11 protein-coding genes are annotated in these 15,949 nt (G+C 58.6%); 1 reads left to right on the forward strand and 10 read right to left on the reverse strand.

The annotated features are described in order from the left end of the window. Positions 1–68: 68 nt before the first annotated feature. The 3 genes from egtD to ABVT36_RS12715 form a co-directional block, all read right to left on the reverse strand. Positions 69–1,037, reverse strand: a complete 969-nt coding sequence (egtD, locus tag ABVT36_RS12705) for an L-histidine N(alpha)-methyltransferase (protein ID WP_368456902.1) — start codon at positions 1,035–1,037, stop codon at positions 69–71. Next, the gene (egtB, locus tag ABVT36_RS12710; RefSeq protein ID WP_368456903.1) at positions 1,034–2,302 is read right to left on the reverse strand and encodes an ergothioneine biosynthesis protein EgtB; all 1,269 of its coding nucleotides are present in this window, start codon (positions 2,300–2,302) and stop codon (positions 1,034–1,036) included. The genes egtD and egtB overlap by 4 nt, the downstream gene beginning before the upstream one ends. Positions 2,303–2,501: 199 nt before the next feature. Further along, a complete protein-coding gene (locus tag ABVT36_RS12715; protein ID WP_368456904.1) occupies positions 2,502–5,117 on the reverse strand; it encodes a TonB-dependent receptor in 2,616 nt (871 codons plus the stop codon). A gap of 293 nt (positions 5,118–5,410) precedes the next feature. Here ABVT36_RS12715 and ABVT36_RS12720 point away from each other — a divergent pair, with 293 nt between their 5' ends. Continuing rightward, positions 5,411–7,768 (forward strand): penicillin acylase family protein, encoded by a 2,358-nt coding sequence (locus tag ABVT36_RS12720; RefSeq protein WP_368456905.1) that lies wholly within the window; start codon positions 5,411–5,413, stop codon positions 7,766–7,768. 24 nt (positions 7,769–7,792) lie between these two features. On the opposite strand, the gene ABVT36_RS12725 is transcribed toward ABVT36_RS12720, so the two are convergent. The 7 genes from ABVT36_RS12725 to ABVT36_RS12755 all read right to left on the reverse strand — a co-directional run bounded on the left by ABVT36_RS12725 (position 7,793) and on the right by ABVT36_RS12755 (position 15,587). Further along, positions 7,793–8,056, reverse strand: coding sequence for a hypothetical protein (locus ABVT36_RS12725; protein WP_367150325.1), 264 nt, complete (start codon positions 8,054–8,056; stop codon positions 7,793–7,795). A gap of 96 nt (positions 8,057–8,152) precedes the next feature. After that, on the reverse strand, positions 8,153–9,535 hold the full coding sequence (gene cysG, locus ABVT36_RS12730) for a siroheme synthase CysG (protein ID WP_368456906.1): 1,383 nt from the start codon (positions 9,533–9,535) through the stop codon (positions 8,153–8,155). Between the two features lie 20 nt (positions 9,536–9,555). Then, positions 9,556–10,833, reverse strand: a complete 1,278-nt coding sequence (gene serS, locus ABVT36_RS12735; RefSeq protein WP_368456907.1) for a serine--tRNA ligase — start codon at positions 10,831–10,833, stop codon at positions 9,556–9,558. Between the two features lie 19 nt (positions 10,834–10,852). Next, on the reverse strand, positions 10,853–11,227 hold the full coding sequence (crcB, locus tag ABVT36_RS12740; protein ID WP_367150322.1) for a fluoride efflux transporter CrcB: 375 nt from the start codon (positions 11,225–11,227) through the stop codon (positions 10,853–10,855). Between the two features lie 3 nt (positions 11,228–11,230). Further along, a complete protein-coding gene (locus tag ABVT36_RS12745) occupies positions 11,231–12,580 on the reverse strand; it encodes a replication-associated recombination protein A (protein WP_367150321.1) in 1,350 nt (449 codons plus the stop codon). Continuing rightward, positions 12,573–13,184, reverse strand: coding sequence for an outer membrane lipoprotein chaperone LolA (lolA, locus tag ABVT36_RS12750; RefSeq protein WP_367150319.1), 612 nt, complete (start codon positions 13,182–13,184; stop codon positions 12,573–12,575). The genes ABVT36_RS12745 and lolA overlap by 8 nt, the downstream gene beginning before the upstream one ends. 63 nt (positions 13,185–13,247) lie before the next feature. Then, positions 13,248–15,587, reverse strand: coding sequence for a DNA translocase FtsK (locus tag ABVT36_RS12755; protein WP_368456909.1), 2,340 nt, complete (start codon positions 15,585–15,587; stop codon positions 13,248–13,250). Positions 15,588–15,949 lie beyond the last annotated feature (362 nt).

Genomic DNA, 15,949 nt, shown 5'->3' on the forward strand with positions numbered 1-15,949 from the left:
TATTCGTCAGGCAGTATTGTATTGAAAACTGCAGTGGTGAACCTTTCATCTAGCTAAATTGGTGCCAGTCAAGTCTTTTGCGCATAGTGGACCGCGTAATTTGCTCCGGGGTCTAACCAGTGCTCGACCGGTGTAAAGCCCGTTGCACAGAGTAATTGGTTGAAACTCTCGATGGTGTACTTGTGGCTGTTTTCGGTATGGATAGTCTCCCCTTCCCGAAAACTGATTTCTTCACCTGCCACGGTGACCTGGTGGTTCGCCAGACAAACCAGATGCATTTCAATCCGCTTGCGTAAAGGATGATAAAAGGCGCGATGCGCAAACAAATTCAGATCAAAACTGCCGCCCAATTCGTTGTTTATACGGACCAGCAGATTTTTATTGAAAGCTTCGGTAAGGTGCTCGCTGTCGTGATAGGCGCGCTCCAAGACTACGGAATCCTTATCGAGATCAGTGCCCACCAATAGTCCATCGCCAGAGGTTAGCGCTGAGGCAAAACAGGACAGCAGCTGCTGTGCCTCCTCTTGCTCGAAGTTTCCCACCGTAGAACCGGGGAAAAAGATTACGCGGTTACGGCCGCTGCCGATGGACAACCCTTCCCAGATTTCACCACAGGTAAAATCGCCAATCACTTCGCGTACTGTGAGATTTGGCAGCCGACGGCGGATTCGCGCTTTTGCCTTCAGCAGAATCTCTGGAGAAATATCCATCGGCACATAAGCCACTGGATCAGCAAGTTTGGCGAGAAGGGGTTCCACTTTTTCACAGTTGCCGGCACCGGGTTCGATAATGACTGCTTTTGGCCCTATCCGTGCCGCCATCTCGTGAAGGTAGTCCGAGAAGATCTCAGCTTCGGTACGGGTGACGTAATAGTCCTGCAGTTCGCAGATTCGTTCAAACAGGCGCGAGCCAGTTTCATCATAAAGGTACTTGCATGGCAGGGTCTTTTGCGTACTTCTTAGGCCCGCCAATACATTTCGCAGAAATTCGGTGCGCTCTAGGTTATCGTCCCGGACAATTCTCAATGGCATATTCATGACAGATCCCCCGCGAGGCGCAGGCCGGTGAACTGCCAGCTTTGGTGTGGATAAAAAAAGTTGCGGTAGCTCAGCCGAATGTGGTCAGCGGGCGTGATACAGGAGCCACCTCGCAGGACTTTCTGATTACACATGAATTTACCATTATATTCACCAATCGCATCGACATTGGCTTTGAAGCCGGGGTATGGCAGATAAGCGCTGGAAGTCCACTCCCACAGATCACCAATAAACTGGTGCCGGCCACTACGGGATCGCAGTGGTTGATAAGCGCGGCTTTCCAGCAGATTCGCGCTAGCCAACTGGTCCGGCTGGCGCAGCAGATAGGCGGCCACTTCCCATTCAAATTCGGTTGGCAGCCGATTGCCGGCCCAGGTTGCATAGGCATCGGCTTCATAGTAATTGAGGTGGCAGACCGGCTCATCACTGTGCAAAGGCTGCAACCCCGAGAGGGTGAACTGATACCACTGCCCTTCCCGCTCGTGCCAATAGGCGGGATGCCGCAAATTCTGCTGTTGTAACAGGGCCCAGCCATCGGATAGCCAAAGGCGCGGTTCAAGGTAGCCGCCGTCTTGGATAAATTCCAGGTATTCGCCGTTGGTCACCAGCCGGGAGGCGATACGGTAGTCTCCAACGAGGTGCTGGTGTGCCGGCCCTTCGTTGTCAAAGAAAAAGTGCTCTCCCTCACTGCCGATACCGTAGACACCGGCAGGAATTTCCAGCCAGTCGAGGGCCTTAGCACTCAATCCACCCTGGTTGTCCGTGTACTCCGGGTCTGTATAGGCCGGGAGGGCGGGGTTCAGGGAAAAAGCATGTTTGATATCGGTGAGCAGCAGCTCCTGGTGTTGCTGCTCATGATTCAAGCCAAGAACCAGTAAATCGAGGGTGTCGGTTTCTAACGGGGAGTTTTCCAAAAGGTCGGTTACGGCAGTATCGACCGCTTTGCGATAGGCTAACACTGTTTCCATGTGGGGCCTGGACAGTAAGCCCCGCTTCGACCGCTTGTAAGCCGTACCCAGCGAATTGTAGTAAGAGTTGAACAATTGGTGAAAAGCGGGATCGAAGGACCGGTAACCCGACTGCTGTTGCAACACAAAGGTTTCAAAAAACCAGCTGGTGTGGGCCAGGTGCCATTTGCCGGGACTGGCATCGGGCATTGACTGCAACTGCATATCCTCTGCCGAGAGAGGCTCCGCCAAGTGTTCTGTTTCACCCCGAATGCGCTGGTAGCGCGAGAAGACTTCCGCCTGAACTTCCGTGTTCACTTCACGCTCACATATGGTCATGATCCGGCCAACTACAATTGTTTTGAAGGCATGATACGCAGTTCTGGCGCAATTCCTATGGCATAAACCACAAAGTTGACAGATTTAACGCCACTTTCTAAGTCTATCAGGACCTAATTCGATCAAGCAAAAGGCCGGCGATTGCCGGCCTTTTGCTTTGGGAACAGATTGGACTTACTTAGAAGCGTATAGTGAAATCCGCTCCGTAGGTGCGCGGCAGATAGCGCCAGCCGGGGCTGGCGCCGATGGCGGCACCAGTGCCACCGAAGCCACCGGCAATGTCCTCGTCGGTGGCATTTTGCATCCACAGTGCGGCGGAGTAGCGGTCGGAAGCACTGTTCCAGGCGGCGCGCAGGTTGACCAACTGGTAGTCATCAATGATACGTGCCGGATCGGTGATGGAGCCGATACGCTCGTCCGTCCAGTTGTAGTCGGCACGCAACCTTACCTCAGCTCCGGAGTTCATGGGCACAGTGTACTCGGCCATCAGGTTGAGCTTGTTTTCGGGCGTGGATACCCGGGGCTGCCCAACTCGCGAGTCCGCTTCGGTTTCACCGATTGCCTCGATAATCTGATAGCGAGTGAATTCCGTGTCCAGATATGAGTAGTTACCGGCAATAAACAGATTGTCGGTAGCGGCCCATTGCAGCTCTATTTCAGCGCCGGTGCCCTCGGCATCGGCATTTCGCAGGTTATAGCTGGGGATGGGTGCGCCCACCAGATCCAGCTCCTGCAGATTGTCATACTGATAGGAGAATACCGATGCATTGAAGCGTACCCGGTTGTCGAACAGGCTGCTCTTCAGACCCAGCTCGAGATTGACCACATTTTCCTGATCGAAAGATGCATCAACGCCAGGACCAAAATTCAAGCTGTTGAACCCCCCAGCCTTGAAACCGTTGGCCAGCGAAACGAAGGTCATCACATCGTCGTTCCAGCGGTAGTCCAGCACGATACGACCGGAGATATCGCTCCAGCTATCGCTGAGCTTGCTGTCCAGAGACGGCTGGCCGTTATTGTAGAAGGCAAGACCAAAAGGTTGCTGTATATCTACTTGCGGCAGGGGCAGGCTGTTCAAGCTTACCGGCACTATAACGCCGGGCTGCACTTCGACCGGAATGGTAATGGTCAGGGGATCGCCATTCTCGTCCACCAGTCTTGTGTCGCCACCCAGGGTGATCGGCAACAGGTTCTGATAAGCGGTTTCAATGGTGAAATCCTTTTTATCGGCGGTGTAACGGGCGCCGACGGTCAGGTCCATCTTGTCGGTCAGGCTCCAGGTAAAGTCACCGTAAATGGCCGCAGAGCGATAGTCGCCGGTATTGAGCACATTCTCGTTCCAGGGGTTGTCCCCGGCAACCCAGGGGGCTATGCCTCCCATCAGCTGAGTTACTATATCCTCGCGACTCAAGTTGGCGGCGGTCAGGCCCAGGGGCCCCAGCCCATCGGCCATGGCGGCATCCAATAAGCCGGTCCCCAGCAGCAGGTCGTATACGAAATTGGATACTGCGAAGCCCTCAAGACCGGCCTGCCTCAACTGCGTACGCGTCGCCACGGCCAGATCTTCCAGCTCAGTGGTGGTCAGGTTCAAGCCCTCACTGGCCGCCTGGACACCCTCGTACACGGCGAAAGACTCCAGTGAACCGGTGGTGAAAAAGGCCTCAGTCAGATGCTCAAGCTTTTCCTGTGAGTAGGAGGCACCCAGGGTCCATTTCAGGTTATCGGTGGCGCCGTTGAAACGAAATTCCTGGGAGAACTGGCTCTGGTCGTCGAGGTTGGCGGAACCGAACATGTAATCGGCTTGTGCCGTGCCGTCTTCGTCCTGCTGCAGATGGGCGTCGAAGGCGCTATAGGCGGTGATGGAGGTAAAGGTAAAATTGTCGAAATCTTTAGTGATGGTCAGAGAGGAACCCCAGGTTTCGCGATCCTCGATGGTCGGGGTATCCAGCGCATAGTCCCCAAACACGTCGGTACCGCCATCACGCTCCTGCAGCGAGGGAACCACGGAAGAGCGCAGTGCACTGCCCTGGTCCAGAACACCGTAGTTTGCGCGCCACAACACCTCTGTATTGTCCCCTGGTTCCCACAGCAGGGCCACGCGGTAAGTCCGGCTATCCTGGTCACCGGCACTGAAGCCTCCGGCCAGGTTGTCGGCCCAGCCGTCGCGGCGGTTGCTGGATAGTGTGGCCCGGCCGTACAGGTTGTCCGCCAGCTGATAATTGAGCAGCAAGTCGCTGGATTGACGGCCGAAGTTGCCCGCGGTCAGGCTCAGTTCGGTCTCATTGCCGGCCTGAGGCTTCTTGGTGATGATGTGGATGGCACCACCGGTGGCGTTGCGCCCGAACAGAGTACCCTGGGGACCTTTCAGCACTTCCACCCGCTCGATATCGGTCAGTGGTACTTCGGCACCGGCACCGCGACTCGCGTAGACACCGTCAACATAGACGGCCACTGCAGGATCGGAGCCAACGGTAAAATCACCGGTCTGAATACCGCGCACGTTATAGGTGGGCTGTAGCGGGGTATCGTTGTTCATCTCGACCCCGGGGGTGAACTTACCCAGATCGGTAAGGTTCTCGACTCCCAGGTCATTGAGGTTTTCGCCGGTAAAGGCACTGATGGCAATCGGCACATCCTGGAGGTTTTCCGCACGTTTCTGCGCAGTAACCACCACCTCTTCGATTTCCGCCGCATGCACGCCACCACTGAAGGCTGTGGCAATTGCAATGGCTCCTGAGAGAGTGGAGAGGCTGAAGTGCCGGGTTTTACCGGGCTGATCGGCGCTTTGCATCATCGCGTCCTCGCGTTTGTTGTTATCAGCTAAGGGAATTATTTTTTCTAGTAATTGGCACCATGTTACGATTCCGGTGAAAAATTGGAAGCCCCGATATGACTTTTCCCCGTTGACTGGTCAGTTCTAATTGGCGGTTAAACCCACAAATGAACTTTTGTGACTTTCATGACAGCTCTTTCCGGGGAGCCCATTCAATGACGGCAGCTTCATTCAAAACAACAATTTGATTGTCCCGCGGGGCTGGTAGACTGCCCCATCGATAAAAATACACCTCTCTAATCTGGAGCCCATTGATGGCCATAAAAGTATCCGCTGTACGCTGGCTCACCTTTGTGGGGCTGACAGTTGTAGGAGTCCTGGTGTTGGCCGTGGCGGTGACATGGATATGGCTGCGGGGCAGCCTGCCTCTACTTGAGGGAGAACTTGAAACCGGACAGCTGAACAGCCCTGCGACCATCTACCGGGACACCCAGGGCATTCCTCTGATCGAATCGGAGGACCGCAGCAGTATTGCTTTCGCACTCGGGTTCCTGCACGCACAGGAGCGCTTTTTCCAGATGGATCTGCTGCGACGAAATTCCGCCGGCGAGCTGTCGGAGCTGTTCGGGGCGGTGGCACTGGAGCACGACCGGGAGATCCGCCTGCACCAGTTCCGTCAAAGGGCCGAGCGCAATATAAAGGCGATGTCTCCGACTCACCGCCGGATACTGAAAAAGTATGTGCAGGGGGTGAATAGTGGCTTGCAGCAATTGGGCCGTCCTCCCTGGGAGTATGCGCTACTGCGTCGGCAACCGAAACCCTGGACGGCGGCGGACAGTATGCTCACCATTTTCAGCATGTACCTGACGCTGCAGAGTCATAACGGCGATCACGAGCGTCGCGATACGGCACTTGCCAAACTGCTACCGGCGGATCTCTATCAGTTTTTTTTCCCCGCTGGCGGTAGCTGGGACGCCCCGCTGATTGGCGACGCGCGCGGCCCGGTTACCCTGCCCCGCACACCCATCGCAGCTCTGATGGAAGACGGCGACACTATCGCTTACCGGGAAATGACCAGCGACGACCAGGTATTCGGCAGCAACAACTGGGTAGTGGGCGGTGCCCTCAGCGGGCATGGGGGCGCTATTTTGGCCGATGACATGCACCTGTCCCTGGGAGTACCCAATATCTGGTATCGGGCCGGATGGCAAATTCCCGGTACGGATCGCCATATGCGCGGCGCCACCCTACCCGGGGGACCCCTGGTGGTGGTGGGCAGCAATGGCCTGGTGGCCTGGGGTTTTACTAACACCATGGGCGACTGGGGTGACCTGATCCCGCTGGAGGTGAGCGAGGCTGGGGACCGTTATCGCACACCCGATGGCTGGCGGGCCTTCACCGTCGATCGCGAAAAGATTGTGATCAAAGGTGAAAAGCCGGAAACCTTGCTGGTGCGCAAAACCATCTGGGGTCCGGTTGTAGCTGAGGATTATAGTGGCACTCCCCTCGCCTACCGCTGGGTCGCCCACGACCTGCAAGGCGGCAATATCAATCTGTTGCGGATGGAGGGGGTCGAGACCGCCGAAGAGGCACTCGACCTGGGCCCTCTGTTGGGTATACCACACCAGAATCTGGTGGTTGCCGACAGCCGCGGCAATATCGGCTGGACAGTGGGCGGGGCCATACCCCGCCGCGTGGGACTGGATGGCAGCCGTTCGGTTTCCTGGGCCGACGGCACCGCCTTCTGGGATGGTTACCTGGCGGCAGAGGAGCAGCCGCGGCTATACAATCCCCCGTCGCACCGTATCTGGACCGCCAATGCGCGCACTATGGATGGCCCTTTCCTGCAATTGATGGGAGACCAGGGCTACGCTCTGGGTGCCCGGCAGCAGCAGATCAGGGATGACCTGTTTGCCCGGGAGTCATTTGATGAGGGGGACATGCTGGATATCCAGTTGGACCAGCGCGCACTATTTTTACATCGCTGGCAGCAACAGCTGCTGACGCTGCTGAAAAATGACAAGCGCTATGAGGCAGTGTTGGAACGGATCGAAAATTGGGGCGCCCAGGCCAGTGCGGACTCAGTGGGCTATCGCATAGTGCGCAACTACCGGTTGAAATTTCTGGAACTGACAACGGCCCCACTGCTCACTCATATGCAACGCCGCCAGGCGGACTTTGCTTTCGGTTCGCTCAAACGCCAGCTGGAGTATGCGGCCTGGGAAATGCAGACGATGGAACCGGCACATCTGTTGAATCCGGATTTTGAGTCCTGGCGGGCACTGAAACTGGCCGCTCTGGATAGCGTCCTGGCGCGGATGGCCGAGGGTGGGCGGCCGCTGGCTGAACAGACCTGGGGGGTGCAGAATACGGCCGAAATTCGCCATCCCCTGGGCCGTGCCGTTGAGGTGGTCAACTGGTTTACCGCCATGCCCGCCGATCAGCTCTCCGGTGACAGCCACCTGCCCAGAGTCCAGTCATCCCGCAGTGGTGCCTCACAACGTATGGTGGTGGCACCGGGTCGCGAACAGGAGGCGATTTTTCATATGGCCACCGGCCAGAGCGCCCACCCCTTGTCGCCTTTTTTCGCCAACGGACACAGGGACTGGGTAGAGGGCAATCCTTCCCCGCTCAAAGAGCAACCGGCGCGCTATACGCTGCTATTGAAGTAGGCGAGCTAAGGTCGCCGATTGGACTCAAACGGTTTCATCCAAAATGGCAAAGGACAGCAGGGATGTGAACAGGCTCAGCGCAAGGACAAAGGGGACCAGCGGGAAGCACAGCATCAGCAGGCAGCTGCCCAGCCAGAGTTTTTTTACCCGTTTTTGCCTGGCGCGGTAGGCACGGGTATAGCGCCGGGCCTGAGCGTCATGGGGGCTTGGGAGGCGGATTTCGCCAGCTACCGGCAAAAATGCACCCAAAAACAGCATGCAGTAAAACCGGACAATTGCCACAGTCATGACGGCCACCCAATCGGTATCTATCCTCCAGTATAGTGGCTCTCTCCAATGGCTCTCTGGGGAGAGAACCCGGTAGCCCGAGGGGACTGAATCAGGTCAGCGGCGAAACCAGCTCAATTTATCCCGGAGGCTCACGACACCGCCGATGATACTCAAGGCGGGCGCCTCAATTTTTTCCCGTTCCGCCAGCCCCGGCAATGTTTCCAGGTCGCCCACCACTACCCGCTGATCCGGCGTGGTGCCCTTTTCAACCAGGGCAGCCGGGGTTTTTTTTGACAGGCCGTGATCAATCAGCTCGCGGCAGATTGTCTCAATCCCCGTGAGCCCCATGTAGAAAACCAGGGTTTGGCCCGGGGTGGCAAGCTCGCCCCAGGGTAAAGCCAAAATCCCATCCTTCAGGTGACCGGTGATAAACCTTACGGACTGGGCGTGATCCCGGTGAGTCAGGGGAATGCCCGCGTAACTGGCGCAGCCGGAGGCGGCAGTGATTCCCGGCACAACCTGAAATGGAATGCCCGCATCGGCAAGGCGATCGATCTCCTCGCCGCCGCGACCAAAAATAAACGGATCCCCGCCCTTTAGGCGAAGCACCTTGTTGCCCTGCCGGGCCAGGTCCACCAGGCGCTGGTTGATATCCTCCTGGGGCACGGCGTGAAACTGCTTTTGCTTGCCCACGTATATTCGCTCGGCGTCGCGGCGCACCAGTTCCAATACCGCCGGAGATACCAGCCGGTCGTAGAGCACTACATCCGCCTCCTGCATAAGCCTGAGGGCGCGAAATGTGAGCAGATCAGAATCCCCGGGACCTCCACCCACCAGGTAGACCTCCCCCCGGGGCTCGGGGCTGCCCTGCCACTCACCAAGGCTGTGCAGCAGCTCCGCACGCGCTTGCTGGACCTGTCCCGCCTCCACTTTGCGTGCTACAGGACCACTGAAAACCCAGCGCCAAAAATCCCTGCGCACAGGCTCCGGCAGGGCTGCTTTCACCTGCTCGCGGGTGCTTGCGGCCAGCTCTGCCACAACTCCCACAGCGGGCGACAACAGCGCTTCCAGTTGTGCGCGAATTCGCCGCGCGAGCACCGGGGCACCGCCACCACTACTGATACCTATCGCGAGCGGGCCCCGCTCCACTATGGCGGGAAAAGTAAAGGTACAGAGTTCGGGGGAATCCACCACATTCACTGGCAGATGCCGCACCCGTGCATCCGCACTAACCGCGGCATTGACCGAGCTGTCGGAGGTGGCGGCGACTACCAGATCAACGCCGTCCAGGTGACGTGGCTCGTAGCGTTCGGAAAGCCAGCGCCCACCACTTTCCCGCACCAGTTCCAGCAGTTCTTCCCCCACTTCCGGCGCCGCCACCAGCAGCCGCGCACCGGCCTTGTGCAGCAGGCGCGCCTTGCGCGTGGCGATGCCACCCCCACCCACCAGCAGACAGGGGCGGTCCAGCAGGTCGAAGGCGAGCGGAAGGTAACGCAAGGATAGATTCCCTATATTGATCAGCTGATAGTGGTGACGCCCCCCATGTAACTGTAGAGGGCCTCGGGAACTTCGATAGTGCCGTCTTCACGCTGGTAGTTTTCCAGCACGGCAATGAGGGTGCGTCCGACCGCAAGGCCGGAGCCGTTGAGCGTGTGCAGGAGTTCCGGTTTAGCGGTTTCCGGATTGCGCCAGCGGGCTTTCATACGGCGTGCCTGGAAGTCGCCTACCAGTGAACAGGAGGATATTTCCCGGTATTTGTCCTGGGACGGTATCCACACTTCAATATCGTAGGTTTTGCGCGCTGAAAACCCCATGTCTCCGCCGCACAACACCACAGTGCGATAGGGCAGATGCAGTTTCTCCAAAATGGTTTCTGCGTGGCGGGTCAGGGACTCGAGCGCCTCTTGTGACTGGTCCGGACGCGAGAACCAAACCAGCTCCACTTTTTCGAATTGATGCTGGCGAATCATGCCGCGGGTGTCGCGGCCGTGAGAACCCGCCTCGGAGCGGAAACAGGGCGTGTGGGCCACGTATTTGTGCGGCAATGGATTCCCCTCCGGAACTATTTCATCCCGGTAAAGGTTGGTGAGGGGAACCTCCGCGGTGGGGATCAGATAGAAGTCCCGCTCGTCCTCCAGCTTAAACAGGTCTTCGGAAAACTTTGGCAGTTGCGAGGTGCCGTAGAGAGACTCCCCGTTGACAATCACTGGTACGTTGGCTTCACGGTAACCGTGCTCCTCGACATGCACATCGAGCATAAACTGAGCCAGGGCGCGGTGCAGCTTGGCCACCGGTCCGCTCATTACTGCAAAACGCGAGCCGGTGAGCTTGGCCGCGACTTCGAAATCCAGCCCCCCCAGTTGTGCTCCCAGGTCCACATGGTCCCGGATCTGGAAATCAAACCTGCGCGGCTGCCCCCAGCGGCGCACTTCCACATTGTCATCTTCGCTTTCCCCTTCCGGTACCGATTCGTCGGGAAGGTTGGGGATGGCCGCGAGAACCGCGTCGAGTTCCTGCTGCAGCGCGTGCAGTGCCTGCTTGGCTTCCGCCAGCTGGCCGCCGAGAGATTCGACTTCCTGCAGCAGCGGCTGGATATCCTCTCCTGCGGCCTTGGCCCGGCCGATATTTTTGGACTTGCTGTTGCGCGCATTCTGCAGACTTTCGGTGCGTACCTGCAGTTCTTTACGGCGCGCTTCGAGGTCTTCCAGGCGGTCGGTGTCCAGCGTCACGCCGCGCTTGGCGAGTGCCTTGGCGACCAGCTCCATTTGCGTGCGAATAAGTTTTGGGTCGAGCATGTTTGAAATTCTTACTGCGTCAAAAGTATTTTGTGGTCAGGGCTACGGCCGCGGCGGTGGCGCTGAGGCACGCTGCCAAACTGATCGCGACATAGGCCAGCGCCGTGAGCGGGGCGCCATTGTGCCACAACAGCAGGGTTTCCAGCGAGAAGGTAGAGAAGGTGGTCAGAGCACCGAACAGTCCGGTCATCAGCAGCAGGCGCCACTCGTGTCCGAACAGCCCCCGCTCAACGATCAATACGTAGACGATCCCGATCAGGAATGCGCCGGTGATATTGACGATAAGGGTGCCCAGGGGAAAGCGGCCCTCAAATACCGGGTAGGCCCAGAGACTAACCAGGTGCCGGATCAGTGCTCCCACGGCGCCACCTAAGGCAATTGCCAGCCACTGCATGGATTATCCTCGCTCGTCATCGCGATAACGCTGTTGTTCACTTTCCAGATTGCGGCGGCGCAAATCCGCCAGTTTGTCGGCAATCCTGAGTTCCAGGCCGCGCGGCACCGGCTCGTAATAGCGGCGTCCGGCAATTTTTTCCGGAAAATAATTTTCCCCCGCGGCAAAGGCGTCCGGCTCATCGTGGGCATAGCGGTATTCCGCGCCATGGGCCATGCTTTTGGCCAGCTTGGTGGGCGCATTACGCAGGTGGATCGGCACTTCGTAGCTGGGTTCCTGCCGCACATCCGCCGACACCTGTTTGTAGGCGCTGTAAACCGCATTGCTCTTGGCCGCCACCGCCAGGTAGGCCACTGCCTGGGCGATGGCCAGTTCCCCTTCCGGGCTGCCCAGACGCTCCTGCACATCCCAGGCGTTCAGAGAGAGGGTCAGCGCGCGTGGGTCCGCATTGCCAATGTCCTCGGAAGCCATCCGCACCAGCCGCCGCGCTATATACAAAGGGTCGCAGCCGCCATCTACCATACGGACGAACCAGTATAGGGCGGCGTCCGGATCCGAGCCCCGCACCGATTTATGCAGAGCTGAAATTTGATCGTAAAAGTAGTCGCCACCCTTGTCGAAACGCCTGATATCGGCACTCAGGACCTCCTCCAACACGGTTTCGTCGATTATCTGGCCACCATCGGTTTCCGGGGCCAGGTCGCAGGCAATTTCCAGCAGGTTCAGGGCGCGGCGGGCATCGCCATCGGCGGCGTCGGCAATTTGCTGCACAAGCTCCGCGCTGATGGAGATATTCCGCCGCAACAATTCCCCGTCAGTTTCCAGCGCCCGGGCCAGCAGGGTCCGCAGGTCGGCGGTACTGAGGCTGCGCATCAGGTAGACGCGGCAGCGGGACAGCAGGGCGTTGTTGAGCTCAAATGCAGGGTTTTCCGTGGTGGCGCCGACAAAGGTGACTACACCTTCCTCCACGTAGGGCAGAAACGCATCCTGCTGGGCTTTGTTAAAGCGGTGCACTTCGTCTACGAACAGGATGGTGCCACGGTTGTACTGGGCCCGGTACTGCTCGGCCTCGGCGACGGCCTGGCGAATATCCTTTACTCCCGCCAGCACCGCGGAAAGGGTACTGAAGCGGGCATCGCACTCCTGGGCCAGCAGCCGCGCAAATGTGGTCTTGCCCACACCCGGAGGCCCCCACAGCACCATCGAGTGCAGCTGTCCGCGTTCCACCGCCTCCCGCAGGGGTTTGCCCGGTCCCAACAAGTGGGCCTGGCCCACAGTTCCGGCCAGGGTGTCGGGCCGCATGCGCGCGGCCAGCGGCTGGTGTCCGCCGGGGGGCTGAAACAGGTCATTCATCTTTGATAACGTCGGTACCCGCCGGCGGTTTGAAATTAAACATCGAAGAGGACAGGCTGGGGTTGGCGGTCATGCCGCTGAAACTGATCCGGGTGGTTTGCCCCATGCCGTCGCGAACGGTCATCTTGGAGGGCATACCGTTTTTACCAAAGCGGATTTCCATGGTTTTGAAGGGTGCGGAAGCGCGCTTTGGCACCAGCTGATAGCCCCCCTTTTTCCTGGATACCTCGAAAGACCCGCGAATCTCGCCCACCTCTCCACCCAGCAGCAGTGCCGGGGTCTCCTTGAGACGGTTGTCCACCGGGCGGATAGTCACCTGCTCCAGGTCGGGATCATAGAGCCACAGCTTCTTGTTGTTGGTGACTAGAAGCTGGGCAAAGGGCTCACCGGTTTCCCAGCGCAGTTTACCGGGGCGCTGAACTGAGAAGCTGCCACTGCTCTTCTGCAGCACTTCACCCCGTTCGTCCAGCATCGTCTGTTGGAATTTTCCGCTGAGGGAGGCCAGCGGTTGCAACAGGCGGCTGAGATCCTCGGCGGGATCCGCCCAGGCCGACGCCGTAGAGACGAGGCATAGTGCGAAAAAGCTGCGCAAAATCAGTTTCATAAGGGTCTTCCACTGCAGGGGTTTCCATAAAGCCTAGCCGGTGCCTCTTGAACAGTGGCTGAATTACACCGGCGGCGGTGCCAGTACTTCGCGGTTGCCGTTGTGCCCGGCTTCCGACACCACGCCGGCCGCCTCCATTGCATCGATGATGCGTGCGGCGCGATTGTAGCCGATACGCAATTGGCGTTGCACGGAGGAGATGGATGCTTTGCGCGACTTGGTGACGAAAGCCACTGCCTCGTCGTAGAGGGCATCGCTTTCCGGATCACTCCCCTCCCCGGCCTCAGTCTGCAGACCGGGAACCGGGATACTGTTGTTGGTGTCATCGACAATTCCATCAATGTAGTCGGGTTGTCCGCGCCGGCCCCAGTCCGCCACTACCTTGTGCACCTCGTGGTCATCGACGAAGGCCCCGTGTACCCGAATCGGTACACCGCTGCCCGGCGGAAGGTAGAGCATGTCGCCGTGTCCCAACAACTGCTCGGCACCTCCCTGGTCGAGGATGGTGCGCGAATCCACTTTGGAGGAAACCTGGAAGGCGATTCGCGTGGGCACATTGGCTTTGATCAGGCCGGTAATCACATCCACGGAGGGCCGCTGGGTCGCCAGCAGCAGGTGAATGCCAGCGGCTCTGGCCTTCTGGGCGATACGGGCGATCAGCTGCTCCACCTTTTTACCGACGATCATCATCATATCGGCAAATTCGTCGATCACCACCACTATGGAGGGAAGTGGCTTGAGTTCGGGGGCAGTCTGATCGGACTCAGGCACACTGGACAGGGGATCCGGCTGCCAGGTGGGGTCCGTTAGTGGCGTGCCCTGCTCGGCGGCCTCCTTAACCTTGCGGTTGAATCCGGCCAGGTTGCGGACACCCATTGCCGCCATCAGTTTGTAGCGGCGCTCCATCTCGCCGACACACCAGCGCAGGCCGTTGGCGGCATCGTTCATGTCCGTGATGACCGGCGTCAGCAGGTGTGGAACCCCCTCGTAGACCGACAGTTCGAGCATTTTTGGATCCACCAGGATCAGGCGCACCTGTTCCGGTGTGGACTTGAACAACAGGCTCAGCAGCATCACATTGATGCCCACCGACTTACCCGCACCGGTGGTCCCCGCCACCAGCAGATGGGGCATCTTGGCCAGATCGGCCACTACCGGCTGCCCGGCGATATCGTGGCCCAGGGCAAGTGTCAGGGGTGATTTGGCACTGTCGTACACATCCGCCGACAGGACTTCGGAAAGGCGCACCATATGCCTTATCTCGTTGGGTATCTCGATACCCACCACCGATTTCCCCGGGATCACTTCCACTACGCGCACGCTGATCACTGCCAGGGACCGCGCCAGGTCCTTGGCCAGATTGGTGATACGGCTCACTTTGACGCCGGGTGCGGGCTGGATCTCGAAGCGTGTCACCACCGGGCCGGGAAGTACTGAAACCACTTCGGCGATAACACCGAAATCCTTGAGTTTGAGTTCCAGTAAGCGCGACAACGCTTCCAGGGAATCCCGCGAGAAGCCCTCTTTTTTGTTCCGGTCCGCCGGGTCCAGCAGTGACAGCGGCGGCAGAGTTCCGGTAACCGGACCGGTGAAGAGTTCGCCCTGCTTTTCCTTGGCGGAGCGCTGGCTGAGTTTGGGCTTGGGGGGAGCAGCCTCTATCGCCGGCGGCAGTCGCTTGGCGGAGCGCTGCTTCTCTTCCTCAACAGCGGCTTTACGCACCATTACCGCCTGCTGCGCGGCCCGCCGCTCCGCGCGCCGCTGGTGGGCCAGGCGCAGTCGGGCGGTTATCCAGGCGCTGAAGCCAAGCACATTGCGCCCTATGGCCTCGCACAGTTTAAGCCATGAAAACCCGGTAAAAACGGTGATGCCGATAGCGAACAGCGCCAGCAGCAATATGGTTGCACCCACATAGCCGAGGCCGGCCTCAGTATTGCCGGCAACGGCAGCGCCGACGATGCCGCCGTTGGAGAATGGCAGTGGGGGTGTACTCTGTTCAAAACACAGGGAAGCCAGTCCGGCGCCGGTGATCAGCAGTACCAACAGGCCCGAAACCCGGAGTGAGAAGAGTGCACCGTGAAAGCGCGCATTGCGATCGCGCAGAATCCGGTAGGCGCGCAGGCCGATAAACAGGGGGAACAGATAGGCCATCCAGCCCAGCAGGGACAGGCCGACATCCGCCAGCCAGGCACCAGCCGGGCCTATGGCATTGCGTATCTCGCCACCCTCTCCGGTGTGGGACCAGCCCGGGTCTGCGGCATCATAGCTGAGCAGGCTGATACCCAGCAGCAGGGTGCCCGCCAGCAGAGCGATCAGGGCCCCCTCCCGGATCAGGCGCGCTATCAGGGATTCCGGGAGGGCTTCGCTGTCGGCTTCAACATCATTGATCGCGCTTTTGGCCTTCAATGGCTTACCTCTATCTGTCTTTTTTTGCAGGGATCGGCAGGGCGCCGCGGTTCGGGGCCTGCGCCAGCGGACTGTGTACTACAGACCCGGGTGAATTGCCACCAACGGGCTTTTAAGAGATTACTTTAGAGTCAATCTACCCTTTTGAAATCAATTAGTTAAGAGCAATTTTTCGCCTACACTGTAACCCCTATGCACAGCTGTACAGCAACCGCTCCCCAGGGTCGCTGCCAGGCATTGCGGAAAGACTCTGTTTACTCAGCTATTTTATATAAATCAATGAGTTAACTCAGTTATCTCATCTTTTCTATAACCAGTAGCAGATCAAAGGCTGGGGGCGGTTGTAAGGGATAGGCACCGCT

It is taken from the genome of Microbulbifer sp. TYP-18 (assembly GCF_040932045.1).
Classification (GTDB): domain Bacteria; phylum Pseudomonadota; class Gammaproteobacteria; order Pseudomonadales; family Cellvibrionaceae; genus Microbulbifer.